This window comes from Streptomyces chartreusis, assembly GCF_008704715.1.
In the GTDB taxonomy this organism is placed as follows: Bacteria; Actinomycetota; Actinomycetes; order Streptomycetales; family Streptomycetaceae; genus Streptomyces; species Streptomyces chartreusis.
The window spans coordinates 5159069-5173266 of the sequence record NZ_CP023689.1 but is presented as its reverse complement, the minus strand read 5'-3'; the positions used below and the strand labels follow the sequence as shown (position 1 = coordinate 5173266).

The window sequence follows — 14198 nt, the reverse complement described above, 5'->3', positions numbered from 1 at the left end:
GGATGCTAACAACCGCCTCACAGGCAGCGATAGTCGAAAAGAACGCGGTTACCCCACTCCCGACCCACGACACGCGAAGGGCCCCGTACGACCGGAGTCGTACGGGGCCCTTCAGGATCGGTTCAGCAGACGTCAGCCGTTGCGCTTCCAGCGCGGCTTGTCGTCGCGGCGGCCGAAGGACGAGCCGCCGGTGCCGCGGTGGTCGTCACGACGGCCGTAGGGGCGGTCGTGGCCGCCGGCGCGGAAGCCGGGACGGTCGTCGCGGCGGTCGCGGTTGAAGGGACGGTCGCTGCCCCGGTGACCGCCACGCTCGTCACGGCGCTCGAAGGAACGGCCGGCCGGACGGTCGTCACGGCGGAAGCCGCCACGGTCGTTGTCCCGGCGCTCGAAGGAACGCCCACCACGGTCGCCGTCGAAGGAACGGCCACCGCGGTCACCGCGGTCGTCACGGCGGAAGCCGCCACGGTCACCGTCGCGACGCTCGAACGAACGCCCACCACGGTCGCCGTCGAAGGAACGGCCGCCACGGTCACCGCGGTCGTCACGGCGGAAGCCGCCACGGTCACCGTCGCGACGCTCGAAGGAACGCCCACCACGGTCACCACGGTCGTCACGGCGGAAGCCGCCACGGTCACCGTCGAACGAACGGCCGCCACGGTCACCGCGGTCGTCACGGCGGAAGCCGCCACGGTCGTTGTCCCGGCGCTCGAAGGAACGCCCACCACGGTCACGGTCGAAGGAACGGCCGCCACGGTCACCGCGGTCGTCACGGCGGAAGCCGCCACGGTCGCCGTCCTGCGCCGCGGGCTGCTCGGGCACGACCACCTCGACGGCCTCGGCGGCCTCGACCGCCGCCGCCTGCGCCTCGGCCACCGCGGTCTCCGGGTCCTCGCCACGCTCGCGCGCCGCGCGGGCGACGAGCCGGTCGGACTCCTCACGCAGCTCGACGGCACGGCGCTGCGCCCGCTCCAGCTGCTTGGTGAGCTGGCTGACCTCGCGCTCGGCCTGCTGAGCGGCGTTGCCGGCCGACTCGGCCTGCACCTCGGTCATCGAACGGGCGCCGGTGATCTCGGCGACCTCCGGGTCGAACGCGGCGCCGCCCTGGATGATGTGCCGCCCGGCGTCGACGCCCGCGTCCTCCATCAGCCGGAAGATCTGGCGGCGCTGGTGCGGGAGCGACAGGGAGACGACCGTGCCGGTGCGACCCGCACGGGCCGTACGGCCGGCGCGGTGCAGGTAGTCCTTGTGGTCGCCGGCCGGGTCCACGTTCAGGACGAGGTCGATGCCGTCGACGTGGATACCGCGGGCGGCGACGTCGGTCGCGACGAGCGCGTTGACGTAGCCGTCCTTGAAGTCGGCCAGTGTCCGCGTCCGCGCGCCCTGGGTCATACCGCCGTGCAGCGCGTCGGCCTTCACACCGGCGTCGCGCAGCTGCTCGGCGATGCGGTCCGCGCCCAGCTGGGTGCGGACGAAGATGATGGTGCGGCCCTTGCGGGAGGCGATCGCGGCGGTGACCGGCGCCTTGTCCTTGGGCTTCACGATCAGGATGTGGTGCGACATGGTCGTCACCGCGCCCTGGGCGGCGTCGACCTCGTGCGAGACCGGGTCGACCAGGTAGCGCTTGACCAGCGTGGAGATCTCGTTCTCCATCGTGGCCGAGAACAGCATGCGCTGGCCGCCGACCGGGACCTGGTCGAGCAGCTCGGTGACCTCGGGCAGGAAGCCCAGGTCGGACATCTGGTCGGCCTCGTCGAGGACGGCGACCTCGACGTTCTCCAGGGAGCAGGCGCCACGGTTGATGATGTCGCGCAGGCGGCCCGGGGTGGCGACGAGGATGTCGACGCCCCGCTCCAGGGCGTAGATCTGGTTGCCCATGGACGTACCGCCGCAGACGACCTTCATCTTGAGGCCGACCTGGTCGCCGTAGGGCTGGAGGGCGTCCGCGACCTGCATCGCGAGCTCACGGGTCGGGGTGAGGATGACGGCGCGCGGCTTGTGCTTCTCGGTGCGGCCGCCGGAGAGGCGGGCCAGCGTCGGCAGGCCGAACGACAGCGTCTTGCCGGAGCCGGTGCGACCGCGGCCCAGGATGTCCTTGCCGGCCAGGGCGTCCGGGATGGTCGCGGCCTGGATCGGGAAGGGGGTGGTCACGCCGTTCTGCGCGAGCTTGCGCACGACACCCTCGGGCAGACCGAGGTCCGCGAAGGTGATCTCGGGGGCGGTCGTCTCGTCGTTGTTCTCGCCGTTCTCGGGCACGACGACGTGATCAGTACTGGAAATGGACATGCGTAAGCGAAACCTTCCGGAGTCTCGTCGGCACGCGCCCGTCAACTCCGTGTTCGCATTACGACCGCCTCAATGCGGTCAGCCACGGCAAGGGAGAGTACGCGCCACACGGCGCGCTCTGCGTTGGCGCCGGGCAAATGGGATCAAACGATCTACCACCATACGCACCCCCAGCCCCCCAAGGCAAACCGACCGAGGCCGGTGTAGGCAACGTCACTCGCGCCTCGTCGTCGCCCCGCCCCCGGAACCTCACGCCGGCGCCCCCGCGGCCGGTGCCGGCTCCCGCTGCCCCAGCTGCGGTCCGGTCTCCTCGTGCGCCGAGGACGAGGGCTCGGCCTGCGTGGGCGTCGGCGTGGCGGTCGTCGGCTCCGGCGTGGGCGTCGGCTCCGGTTCCACCGTACGGGTGGGAGTCGGCTCGGCCGGCCGCGTCGGACCCGGATTCTCGCTCTGCCCCGGCTTCGGCGGCCGGCCACCGCCCGCGGGCACGGACGCGCTCGCCCTGGCCGACGGGGAGGCCTCGGGAGACGCCGACTTCCCGGCCTTCTTCTTGCCCTTGCCCTTGTCCTTCGCCTTGTCCGGCTTGCCGTCCTGGCCGTGCGCGCCGTAGCCGGAGCCGCCCCCGGACACGGCCGAGCCCCCGTCGGGCGCCTCACCACCGCGCTGCCCCGCGGAGTGCGACGGCTTCGCGCTCCCGCCGCCGGCGTCGTCGCCCACACTCATACAGCCGGCGGCAGCGGCGACGGCCACCACCGTGGCGGCCAGACGGACAGGTACGTACAAAGGGCGCACGGGGGCCACCTCCAGTGGCGGGCGAAGAAGTCAACCTGCCCAACTCCCGCCACCTACAAGAGGACACGCGCCCCGCGGCACGGTCCGTTCACCCGCCCCGGACGGCCCTGACTCACCCGTAACCGAGTGCGTGCAACCGCTCGTCGTCGATCCCGAAGTGATGCGCGATCTCGTGCACCACGGTCACCTCGGTCTCCTCGACGACCTCCGCCCGCGACTCGCACATCCGCAGCGTCGGCCCCCGGTAGATCGTGATCCGGTCCGGCAGCACCCCGGCGTACCACTCCCCGCGATCGGTGAGCGGCGTCCCCTCGTACAACCCGAGCAGCTCGGGGTCGTCCGCGGGCGGTTCGTCCTCGACGAACACCGCGACGTTGTCCATCAGCCGTGTCAGCTCCGGCGGAATCCGGTCCAGCGCCTCGGCGACCAGTTCCTCGAACTCCTCGCGCGTCATCTCCAGCACACGCCCATTGTCGGGTACGACCCGCCCGGGAAGGAGCCACGAACGGCCCCGCATACCCACCCGCGTGCTTGGGCATACGGCACCAATGGCCCGCGTCCCCGCCGCCGTCACGAAGGTTCTCGCCCACGTCCCCAGGGCCCCGCGCGCCCTCGCCCGCCGCTATTCGACCCGCCGCCCGCTGCCCACGCTGGAGCTCGTCACCCAGCCCCACCCGTGGACGCGCGCCCTCGGCCTGCTCACCGTCGTCCTCCTCGGCGCCTGGCTCGGCCTGCTGATCGTCGGCAACGTACGCGCCCCGGTCGGCCCGATGAACACCACGATGACCCTGCGCCCCTCCCTCACCGGCGGCACGAAGATCAACGTCTCCCCGCTGGGCGCCCTCACCCTGGACAGCCACATCGCGCCCGTCCGGCTGGACGTCAACGTCGACCAGCTCGACCCCGAGCGCGCCCAGGCCCTGGTCGACCACCCCGAGCGGCTCTCCGGCCTCCAGGACGAGGTCGCCCAGGACGTCGCCCACGGCACCCGCGACCTCGCCGTGCGCAGCTGCGTGGCCGTCGTCACCGGCGCCGCGGCCCTCGGCCTCGCCGTCTACCGCCGCCCCCGCCGCGCCCTGGCCGCCGGCGGCATGGCCCTCACCCTGCTGGCCGCCTCGGGCGGCACGGCGTACGCGACCTGGAACCCCGAGTCCGTCCTGGAACCGAAGTTCTCGGGCCTGCTCTCCTCCGCCCCGTCCCTGGTCGGCAACGCGCGCAGCATCGTCACCGAATTCGACGTCTACCAGAAGGAGTTGGCCCGCCTGGTCACCAACGTGACCAAGCTCTACGACGCCACCTCCACGCTCCCCGCCTACGCCCCGGACCCGAGCACCATCCGCGTCCTGCACGTGTCCGACATCCACCTCAACCCGGCGAGCTGGAAGATCATCGCCTCGCTGGTGAGCCAGTACAAGGTCAACGTGATCGTCGACTCGGGCGACACCATGGACCACGGCACCGCCGCCGAGAACGGCTTCCTCGACCCCGTCGAGGACCTCGGCGCCCCCTACGTCTGGGTCCGCGGCAACCACGACTCCCGGCTGACCCAGCGCTACCTGGAGAACCTCAAGAACGTCACCGTCCTCGACGACGGCAAGGCCCGCACCATCGCCGGCCTGCGCTTCGCCGGCATCGGCGACCCCCAGTTCACCCCCGACCGCTCCCAGGTCGCCGGCGGCGACGCGGCCAACGAGCTCGCGGGCGCCCGCCTGGCCACGGCCCTGCGCGACCAGCGCGCGGCCGGCACCCCCGTCGACGTGGCCGTCGCCCACGAACCGGTGGCCGTGCGCCAGACCGACGGCGAGGTCCCGCTGGCCCTGGCCGGCCACCTCCACCATCAGGAGATGGAGGTCATGCAGTACGGCACCCGGCTGCGCCTGGAGGGCTCCACCGGCGGCAGCGGTCTGCGCGCGGTCGAGGGCAAGCATCCCGACCCCATCCAGACGTCGATCCTCTACTTCGACCGCGACACCCGCCGCCTCCAGGCGTGGGACGAGATCGAACTGGGCGGCCTGGGCCTGACCACCGCCGAGGTGCGGCGTCACCTGGTGGAGGAGAACCAACCGGGCGCGACGGACTCCCCGAGCCCGACCGGCTCGTCCCCCGGCACCTCCCCGTAAACCGTTTTGGCGATACCTCCCGCCATCCCATATGCTTCTCACGTCCCCGACGCGCTGAGAGGCGCCCAGGCGGGCCGATAGCCCTCATCGTCTAGCGGCCTAGGACGCCGCCCTTTCAAGGCGGTAGCACGGGTTCGAATCCCGTTGGGGGCACGCAGTACGGTGTGCGACACTGTCGTACGCAAAGCAAGGTCCTGTGGAGCAGTTTGGAGTGCTCGCCACCCTGTCAAGGTGGAGGCCGCGGGTTCAAATCCCGTCAGGACCGCCAGGGCTTCGAAAGAAGCCTTGATGGCTGGGTAGCTCAGTTGGTACGAGCGATCGCCTGAAAAGCGATAGGTCGCCGGTTCGACCCCGGCCCCAGCCACAGGCAAGGCCCCGATCCCCGGATCGGGGCCTTTCTGGTGTGTGCCACAAAAGCGTTCGCCACGGATTTCGCCGGGATGAGATCCTGGATCCCGTATGTCTACGCACCCCGCCCCCGCCCTCGGCCCCCTGGCCCCCCGTCTGAACGAGCTGTCGCTGCGCGACGCGCACCGGCTCGGTCGGCGGCTCGAAGGTGCCCGCAAGATCCGTAAGCCGGAGGCGCGGGCCGCTGTCCTCGCGGAGATCGAGGCGGAGGTCGCCAAGGGCGAGGAGCGTATCGCCACCCGGCGCACCCGTCTCCCGGCCGTCTCGTATCCCGAGCAGCTGCCGGTCAGCCAGAAGAAGGACGAGATCGCGGCGGCCATCCGCGATCACCAGGTCGTGATCGTCGCCGGTGAGACCGGTTCCGGCAAGACGACCCAGATCCCGAAGATCTGTCTGGAGCTCGGGCGCGGGGTCAGGGGCATGATCGGGCACACCCAGCCCCGCCGTATCGCGGCCCGCACGGTCGCCGAGCGCGTCGCGGAGGAACTGGACACGCCGCTCGGCGAGTCCGTGGGCTGGAAGGTGCGCTTCACCGACCAGGTCAATCCCGACGGCACCTTCATCAAGCTGATGACGGACGGCATCCTGCTCGCCGAGATCCAGACCGACCGCGAGCTGCGCGCCTACGACACGATCATCATCGACGAGGCCCACGAGCGGTCCCTCAACATCGACTTCCTGCTCGGGTACCTGGCGCAGCTGCTGCCGAAGCGTCCCGACCTCAAGGTCGTCATCACCTCGGCGACCATCGACCCCGAGCGCTTCGCGCGGCACTTCGGCGACGCCCCGATCGTCGAGGTCAGCGGGCGGACTTATCCGGTGGAGGTGCGCTACCGGCCGCTGCTGGAGGAGGACTCCGAGGACGCCGACCGCGATCAGATCACCGCGATCTGCGACGCCGTCGAGGAGCTCCAGGGCGAGGGCAAGGGCGACATCCTGGTCTTCCTCTCGGGAGAGCGGGAGATCAGGGACACCGCGGACGCGCTCACCAGGAAGCAGTACCGCTTCACCGAGGTCCTCCCGCTCTACGCCCGTCTCTCGCACGCCGAGCAGCACCGGGTCTTCCAGCAGCACACCGGCCGCAGGATCGTTCTGGCGACCAACGTCGCCGAGACCTCCCTCACGGTGCCCGGGATCAAGTACGTCATCGACCCCGGCTTCGCCCGGATCAGCCGGTACAGCCATCGCACCAAGGTGCAGCGGCTCCCCATCGAGCCGATCTCGCAGGCCAGCGCCAACCAGCGCAAGGGCCGCTGCGGCCGTACCAGCGACGGCATCTGCATCCGGCTGTACTCCGAGGACGACTTCGTCGCCCGCCCGGAGTTCACGGACGCGGAGATCCTCCGGACGAACCTCGCCTCCGTCATCCTCCAGATGACCGCGGCCGGGCTCGGCGACATCGAGAAGTTCCCCTTCATCGACCCGCCGGACCACCGCAACATCCGCGACGGCGTCCAGCTCCTCCAGGAGCTCGGCGCGATCGACCCGGCCGAGAAGGACGTGCGCAAGCGGCTCACGCAGACCGGCCGCAAGCTCGCCCAGCTGCCCGTCGACCCGCGCCTCGCCCGCATGGTCCTGGAGGCCGACAGGAACGGCTGTGTCCGCGAGGTCATGGTCATAGCGGCGGCGCTGTCCATCCAGGACCCGCGCGAGCGGCCGGCCGACAAGCAGGCCCAGGCCGACCAGCAGCACGCCCGCTTCAAGGACGAGACGAGCGACTTCCTCGCCTTCCTCAACCTGTGGCGCTACGTCCGCGAGCAGCAGAAGGAGCGGGGCTCGTCCTCGTTCCGCCGGATGTGCAAGCAGGAGTACCTCAACTTCCTGCGCATCCGCGAATGGCAGGACATCTACACGCAGTTGCGCACGGTCGCCAAGCAGATGGGCATCCACCTCAACGAGGACGACGCCCCCGACGACCGCGTCCACGTCTCCCTGCTCGCCGGCCTGCTGTCCCACATCGGCATGAAGGACGTGAAGGAGTCCAAGGACTCCGGCCCCGGCGCCCGCAAGGACGGCGGACGCAACGAGTACATCGGTGCCCGCAACGCCAAGTTCGCGATCTTCCCGGGCTCGGCCCTGTTCAAGAAGCCCCCGCGCTTCGTGATGTCCGCCGAGCTCGTCGAGACCTCCCGCCTCTGGGCCCGCGTCAACGCGAAGATCGAGCCCGAGTGGGTCGAGCCGCTCGCCGAGCACCTCCTCAAGCGCACGTACTCCGAGCCGCACTGGGAGAAGGACCAGGCGGCGGTGATGGCGTACGAGAAGGTCACGCTGTACGGCGTCCCGATCGTCGCCCAGCGCAAGGTGAACTACGGCCGGATCGACGCGGAGGCCAGCCGCGAGCTGTTCATCCGCAACGCCCTGGTCGAGGGCGACTGGCGCACACACCACAAGTTCTTCGCCGACAACCGCAAGCTGCTCAGCGAGGTCGAGGAACTCGAGCACCGCGCCCGGCGCCGGGACATCGTCGTCGACGACGAGACCCTGTTCGACTTCTACGACGCCCGGGTGCCCGAACACGTCGTCTCCGGGGCCCACTTCGACTCCTGGTGGAAGCGCAAGCGGCACGAGGAGCCGGAGTTCCTGGACTTCGAGCGCGAGATGCTCATCCGGGAGTCGGCGGAGGCGGTCACCAAGGCCGACTATCCCGACTCCTGGCGGCAGGGGCAGCTCAAGTTCCGGGTGACGTATCAGTTCGAGCCGGGTGCGGACGCGGACGGTGTGACGGTCCACCTCCCGCTCCAGGTCCTCAACCAGGTCACGGACGAGGGCTTCGACTGGCAGATCCCGGGCCTCAGGGAGGAGCTGGTGACGGAGCTGATCCGTTCCCTCCCCAAGCCGATCCGCCGCAACTACGTGCCGGCGCCGAACTTCGCCAGGCGGTTCCTGGACACCTCGGTGCCCTTGCAGGAGCCGCTGACGGTGACCATGGCCCGCAAGCTGAAGCGCATGGTGGGCGTGCCCTTCGAGGCGGACGACTTCGACTGGGCGAAGGTCCCGGACCATCTGCGGATCACCTTCCGCATCGTCGACGAGCGCCGGCGCAAGCTGGCCGAGGACAAGGACCTGGAGACCCTGAAGCTCCGGATGAAGCCGAAGGCGCGCCAGGCCCTGTCCCAGGCCGCGGCGGCCACCGCCTCCCGCGAGGGCGGGGAGTCCCTGGAGCGCAAGGGCCTGACCGACTGGTCCATCGGCACGCTCACCCGCGTCTTCGAGACCCGCCGCGCCGGCCACCCGGTCAAGGCGTACCCGGCGCTGGTGGACGACGGCGACACGGTGTCGGTCCGCCTCTTCGACACGGAGGCCGAGCAGCAGCAGGCGATGTGGAAGGGCACCCGCCGCCTCATCCTGCGCAACATCCCGGTCAACCCGGCGAAGTTCGCCTCCGAGAAGCTGACGAACGCCCAGAAGATCGCCCTGTCCGCCAACCCCCACGGCTCGGTCCAGGGCCTGTTCGACGACTGCGCGATGGCTGCGGCGGACAAGCTGATCGGGGACTTCGGGGGGCCTGCGTGGGACGAGGAGTCGTACCGCAAGCTCTACGACAAGGTGCGCGCCGAGATCGTCGACACGACGGTCCGTGCGGTGGGCCAGGTGCAGCAGGTCCTCGCCGCGTGGCAGGCCGCCGAGCGCCGTCTGAAGGACGTACGCAGCCCCTCGCTGCTGGCGAACCGCACGGACGTACGGGGGCAGCTGGACGGCCTTGTGAAGCCCGGTTTCGTGACGGAGGCGGGGCTGCGGCGGCTGCCCGACCTGATGCGCTACCTGATCGCGGTGGACCGCCGGCTCCAGCAGATGCCGACGAACGTCCAGCGGGACACCACGCGCATGGAGAAGGTCCACGAGATGCGGGACGAGTACGCGTGGCTGCTGGAGCAGATGCCGCAGGGACGTCCGGTCCCGCAGCAGGTCCTGGACGTGCGCTGGATGCTGGAGGAGCTCCGCGTCAGCTATTTCGCCCACGCGCTCGGCACCGCGTACCCGATCTCGGACAAGCGGATCGTGAAGGCGATCGACGCGCTGGCGCCGTAACGGCCTGTTCACACTGGGTGAGTTCGACCAGGGGGCTCAGGCTCCTGTACAGTCTCTTCTCGCAGCGCAACGCACGAATCGCGCAGCGAAACCAGGTCCTGTGGAGCAGTTTGGAGTGCTCGCCACCCTGTCAAGGTGGAGGCCGCGGGTTCAAATCCCGTCAGGACCGCAGTGAACGAAGGGCCCGCATCCCGCGAGGGATGCGGGCCCTTCTCATGTCGTGTGACCCGCAGGCCGCCTTGACGGAGTCACATTCGCTAGGTACCCAGAAATCAGGGCCCTTCTTCGCGTGGCCCCTGGAGGTGGGATATGGCGGCAACCGCTAGGCACGAGACGCGGGCTCTGCTCCGCGCACACCTGTCGGCCGCCAGCTCCTATCGACATCGCACGCGTCACTGCCCGATCTGCCACCGCCTGCTGCGGCTCGCGATGGAAGCCGGTACGCGTGCGTACCAGCCGGCTCCGGACGAGGTCACCGCGGAAGAGGCCCCGTCTTCGACATGACCGCCGACCACGTCAACTCCCGTCCGGCCGTGGGCCACTGGAGCACACGACTCCCTTTAGCGCACATAGGCCAGAGGCAACAAGCACCGTGGCATGTGACGGGTGTCACCGCATAAGTTTCCTGGGGGGTAGGTCTTACACCCCTCCTACAACTGGTCAATTTAATATGTGCAATTGCACCAGCATCCGCGCTGGTTTCGGGCCTCGTACGGGGCTCACCCGCCCCGCCCCGGGCGGGCACACAGCTCACACACGGCGACCACTCAGAGTGAGCACACAGGAGATCCGACAGGCCTCCCCAGACTCCGACAAGGCCACTCACAGGACCCCCGGCCGGCGCACACTCCGCGCACAAAAAAGATCGCGCTGGACCCGGCGGAGTCCAGCGCGATCTACGACGCACCCTTGTTGCGTGCCTGAAGTGCTCTGTTGGCTGGGGCGTGGGTTCTGTTGGGGCAGGACCCGCGTCGCTTGGAGCTAGGGCCCGGGCGCTACGGCGAGTTGGGGGAACCGCCGTTTTGCCCGGTTATGAAGCTGTTCAGGCCTCGCTGCGCTGCTGCGGAATACCCGCGAGCAGAGCGCGGACCTCAGCCTCGCGGTAACGGCGGTGACCGCCGAGCGTACGGATGGAAGTAAGCTTCCCGGCCTTCGCCCACCGCGTGACCGTCTTGGGGTCGACGCGGAACATCGTGGCGACCTCAGCCGGGGTCAGCAGCGGCTCGGCATCAGGGGTGCGAGCGGTCATGAGCGGCCTCCTCGGGAGAACCGAACCTTCTCGGTTCTTTCCTCTAAATTCTGCACCTTGACCCGCGTTGCCCGAAATGGCGGACGCGAGTCGAGTCGGTTATAGGACGAACGGCTTGTCCTCGGCACTACAACTACACCATCTGTCCAGCCGCGTCGGCCAAACCGATGGAATTGCCCTCCCAGGTGTTCATCAGCGACGGATGCCGATGGACCATGCCATAGCGGACAGTCACGCCACTGTGACGATCAGTCACAGTGGCGTGCAGGAGTCTCAAGACCCCCCAAAGCGTGCAATGTCGAGATGGAGTCCTCCCCGGACTCCTTGTCCTATTTTGGCACGAGGGGGGGTTAGGGACGCAAGAGCCGCGTACGTGCATTCCGTCACGCTTGCGGCCGTTGACACATCCTTGATGCATACGCCCGGATCGGGACCTACGTCCCTTGTTGACGAGGCATCAAGAACCTCAGAACGAGCACGAAACCCCAAAACGGGCGTCCCGTCAAACGCCAGTTCGTTACGTCACACAGTGCGTCAGATCACACCGGCAGGAGTGCTCCAGGTCACTCCGACGGCGCCGGCTCAGTTGGCCGAACGCCGGTCCCGCACCGACCGCCACCGCTCCACGAGCCGCGCGTAGGCCTCCCCGGCCCCCGCCCCGTCGCCCTGCCGCAGCGCCTCGATGCCGTCGGCCACGTCGGCCGCGGAGTGGTCGTCCTCCAGCTCGCCGGCCGGGAGGGTGTGCACCAGACCGCCGTAGTCCAACTCGACCAGCGAGCGGGGATGGAACTCCTCCAGCCAGCGCCCGACGTCGACCAGGCCGTCGATGAGGGGCCCTTCGTCGATGGTGTCCTTCAGCGTCCGCAGTGCCCGCGCCACCCGCCGGCGCGCCTGCACCATCGGCGTCCGGTAGCGCAGCATCGGGGGGATCTCGCCCGAGCCCTTGTCGAACCGCCGCTCCTCGTCCGAGACCAGCACGAACCAGTGCAGCGGCACCTGCCAGGTCGAGGTGCGGATCCACGGCCGCGCGTCCGGGTTGCGGGCCAGCCAGCGCTCGTAGTCCTGGGCCGCCTGCTGCCGTACGAACTCGGGCAGCGCCGCGTCCAGGACCGGCCTGGGCAGCTCGTCGGCCAGCTCCCCGAGCGCCTGCCAGCCGCGCAGCCGGGTGCGCCACGGGCACACGCACAGCACCCCGTCGATCTCCAGCACGAAGGCGTCGCCGCTCTCCTGCACCGGCACCGGGACGGGCGGGGTGGGCAGCAAGTCCGCCAGGGAACGGCGCAGTTCGTCCTGGTACGAGGGACGGTCGGGGCGGCGGGCGTAGCGCGCCCAGTGGCCGCGCTCCGGCTCCGGGAAGGCCGCCAGCGGTTCATAGACCCGCAGATACGTCGCGTACGGGACGATCACCGAGGACACCTTGGGCACGCCTGCTCCCTCCCCCGCCGTCTGCCAGGGAAACCTGCGAAACCCGCTGACAAATGCGCGGGAAAACTATGCAAATCGTCGCACGGACGTACTCCTCGAGTAGGTGATCCTGAGCACTGCGGGTTGGACGGGCGCCGGCGGGTTTAATCTCATGCTCAACAGCTCCCGCCACCCTCCCCCACTGCCAAAAGCGTGGGGGGACCCCCAGGGAGCTCGCTCCAACCGCCGCACCGTACTCAGGAGTCACCACAGTGACCGACGTAACACACGGCGTCCTGCACACCCTGTTCCACTCGGACCAGGGCGGTCATGAGCAAGTCGTGCTCTGCCAGGACCGCGCCAGCGGCCTCAAGGCCGTCATCGCCATCCATTCCACCGCCCTGGGCCCTGCCCTCGGCGGTACGCGTTTCTACCCGTACGCGACCGAGGAGGAGGCCGTCGCCGACGCGCTGAACCTCGCGCGCGGGATGTCCTACAAGAACGCCATGGCCGGACTCGACCACGGCGGCGGCAAGGCCGTGATCATCGGGGACCCCGACCTGATCAAGTCCGAGGAGCTGCTGCTGGCCTACGGCCGGTTCGTGGCCTCGCTCGGCGGCCGCTACGTCACCGCCTGCGACGTCGGCACGTACGTCGCCGACATGGACGTCGTGGCCCGTGAGTGCCGCTGGACCACCGGACGCTCCCCCGAGAACGGCGGCGCCGGCGACTCCTCCGTGCTCACCGCCTTCGGTGTCTACCAGGGCATGCGCGCCTCCGCCCAGCACCTGTGGGGCGACCCGTCGCTGCGCGGCCGCAAGGTCGGCATCGCCGGCGTCGGCAAGGTCGGCCACCACCTGGTGGAGCACCTGCGCGCCGAGGGCGCCGAGGTCGTCATCACGGACGTACGCGAGGAGGCCGTCGGCCGCATCCTCGCCGCGCACCCGGAGGGCGTGACCGCGGTCGCCGACACCGCGACCCTGATCCGCGCCGAGGGCCTCGACATCTACGCCCCCTGCGCGCTCGGCGGCGCCCTGAACGACGACACCGTCCCGGCGCTGACCGCCAAGGTGGTGTGCGGCGCGGCCAACAACCAGCTCGCCCACCCGGGCGTCGAGAAGGACATCGCCGACCGCGGGATCCTCTACGCACCCGACTACGTGGTGAACGCCGGCGGTGTCATCCAGGTGGCCGACGAACTGCACGGGTTCGACTTCGACCGGTGCAAGACGAAGGCCGCGAAGATCTACGACACCACGCTGGCCATATTCGCACGTGCGAAGACGGATGGGATTCCGCCGGCCGCCGCAGCCGACCGGATCGCCGAACAGCGGATGCACGAGGCCGCAACAGCGCGCCGGACGCGCTGATCGGGTTTGACCGGTACCCGTCGGCGCACACTTAGAGAGAACTCTCACGTTCGTCGGCGGGTCGGCCGCCAAGAAGTGGTTAAAATCGCGGTTGACCAGCGGGGACAGGGCGCCCCGAGGGTTCGGGAACCAGGCACGTGCTGCGGGCGACGTACCGTATGGGCGCGGGCTCAGGTACCGTGGAAGCCCTACGGACCGGTCTCTCCGAGGAGAGCCCGTTCCAGATCATGAACGCGTGTCAAGACTCTGGGGCCGTCGAGCCCCGTCACCGAGGGGGTCGAGCCATGGGGCGCGGCCGGGCCAAGGCCAAGCAGACGAAGGTCGCCCGCCAGCTGAAGTACAACAGCGGCGGGACTGACCTGTCGCGTCTGGCCAACGAGCTGGGCGCTTCGACTTCGAACCAGCCGCCGAACGGCGAGCCGTTCGAGGACGAGGACGAAGAAGACGACCCGTACTCGCAGTACGCGGATCTCTACAACGACGACGATGAGGACGACGAGGACGACGAGTCCGGTCCCACGTCGCAACAACGCCGCGGCGCTTGAC

10 protein-coding genes and 4 tRNA genes are annotated in these 14198 nt (G+C 69.6%); 9 read left to right on the top strand and 5 right to left on the bottom strand.

All coding sequences use genetic code 11. The features are described from left to right. Positions 1 to 132: 132 nt before the first annotated feature. From CP983_RS22595 to CP983_RS22585, 3 genes are all read right to left on the bottom strand, one after another. Positions 133 to 2283, bottom strand: coding sequence for a DEAD/DEAH box helicase (locus CP983_RS22595; protein WP_150501402.1), 2151 nt, complete (start codon positions 2281 to 2283; stop codon positions 133 to 135). Positions 2284 to 2532: 249 nt separating this feature from the next. Beyond that, on the bottom strand, positions 2533 to 3072 hold the full coding sequence (locus tag CP983_RS22590; protein WP_150501400.1) for a hypothetical protein: 540 nt from the start codon (positions 3070 to 3072) through the stop codon (positions 2533 to 2535). 112 nt (positions 3073 to 3184) lie between these two features. Further along, positions 3185 to 3535 carry a metallopeptidase family protein gene (locus CP983_RS22585; RefSeq protein WP_030962302.1) on the bottom strand — a complete coding sequence of 117 codons (351 nt, stop codon included), beginning with the start codon at positions 3533 to 3535 and terminating at the stop codon, positions 3185 to 3187. A gap of 85 nt (positions 3536 to 3620) precedes the next feature. Here CP983_RS22585 and CP983_RS22580 point away from each other — a divergent pair, with 85 nt between their 5' ends. The 7 genes from CP983_RS22580 to CP983_RS44770 all read left to right on the top strand — a co-directional run bounded on the left by CP983_RS22580 (position 3621) and on the right by CP983_RS44770 (position 10133). Further along, entirely contained in the window at positions 3621 to 5192 is a 1572-nt protein-coding gene (locus tag CP983_RS22580) for a metallophosphoesterase family protein (protein WP_150501397.1), read from the top strand. Between the two features lie 80 nt (positions 5193 to 5272). Then, positions 5273 to 5345, top strand: a tRNA-Glu gene (locus tag CP983_RS22575). Positions 5346 to 5382: 37 nt separating this feature from the next. Then, a tRNA-Asp gene (locus CP983_RS22570) sits at positions 5383 to 5460 on the top strand. A 22-nt stretch (positions 5461 to 5482) separates the two neighbouring features. Continuing rightward, a tRNA-Phe gene (locus CP983_RS22565) sits at positions 5483 to 5556 on the top strand. 95 nt (positions 5557 to 5651) lie between these two features. Continuing rightward, positions 5652 to 9629, top strand: a complete 3978-nt coding sequence (gene hrpA / locus CP983_RS22560; protein WP_150501395.1) for an ATP-dependent RNA helicase HrpA — start codon at positions 5652 to 5654, stop codon at positions 9627 to 9629. 94 nt (positions 9630 to 9723) lie between these two features. Then, a tRNA-Asp gene (locus CP983_RS22555) sits at positions 9724 to 9798 on the top strand. 140 nt (positions 9799 to 9938) lie between these two features. Beyond that, positions 9939 to 10133 (top strand): DUF6274 family protein, encoded by a 195-nt coding sequence (locus CP983_RS44770; RefSeq protein WP_107909503.1) that lies wholly within the window; start codon positions 9939 to 9941, stop codon positions 10131 to 10133. Between the two features lie 538 nt (positions 10134 to 10671). Here CP983_RS44770 and bldC read toward each other — a convergent pair. Together bldC and CP983_RS22540 are read right to left on the bottom strand one after the other, a co-directional pair. Continuing rightward, positions 10672 to 10878 (bottom strand): developmental transcriptional regulator BldC, encoded by a 207-nt coding sequence (gene bldC, locus CP983_RS22545; protein ID WP_003949541.1) that lies wholly within the window; start codon positions 10876 to 10878, stop codon positions 10672 to 10674. Positions 10879 to 11460: 582 nt separating this feature from the next. Further along, on the bottom strand, positions 11461 to 12303 hold the full coding sequence (locus CP983_RS22540; RefSeq protein ID WP_125526532.1) for a DUF8083 family protein: 843 nt from the start codon (positions 12301 to 12303) through the stop codon (positions 11461 to 11463). Between the two features lie 251 nt (positions 12304 to 12554). On the opposite strand from CP983_RS22540, the gene CP983_RS22535 reads away from it, so the two are divergent. Both CP983_RS22535 and CP983_RS22530 read left to right on the top strand, forming a co-directional pair. After that, a complete protein-coding gene (locus CP983_RS22535; protein WP_150501393.1) occupies positions 12555 to 13652 on the top strand; it encodes a Leu/Phe/Val dehydrogenase in 1098 nt (365 codons plus the stop codon). A 284-nt stretch (positions 13653 to 13936) separates the two neighbouring features. Continuing rightward, positions 13937 to 14197 (top strand): DUF3073 domain-containing protein, encoded by a 261-nt coding sequence (locus tag CP983_RS22530; RefSeq protein WP_107909506.1) that lies wholly within the window; start codon positions 13937 to 13939, stop codon positions 14195 to 14197. Position 14198: the final 1 nt, after the last annotated feature.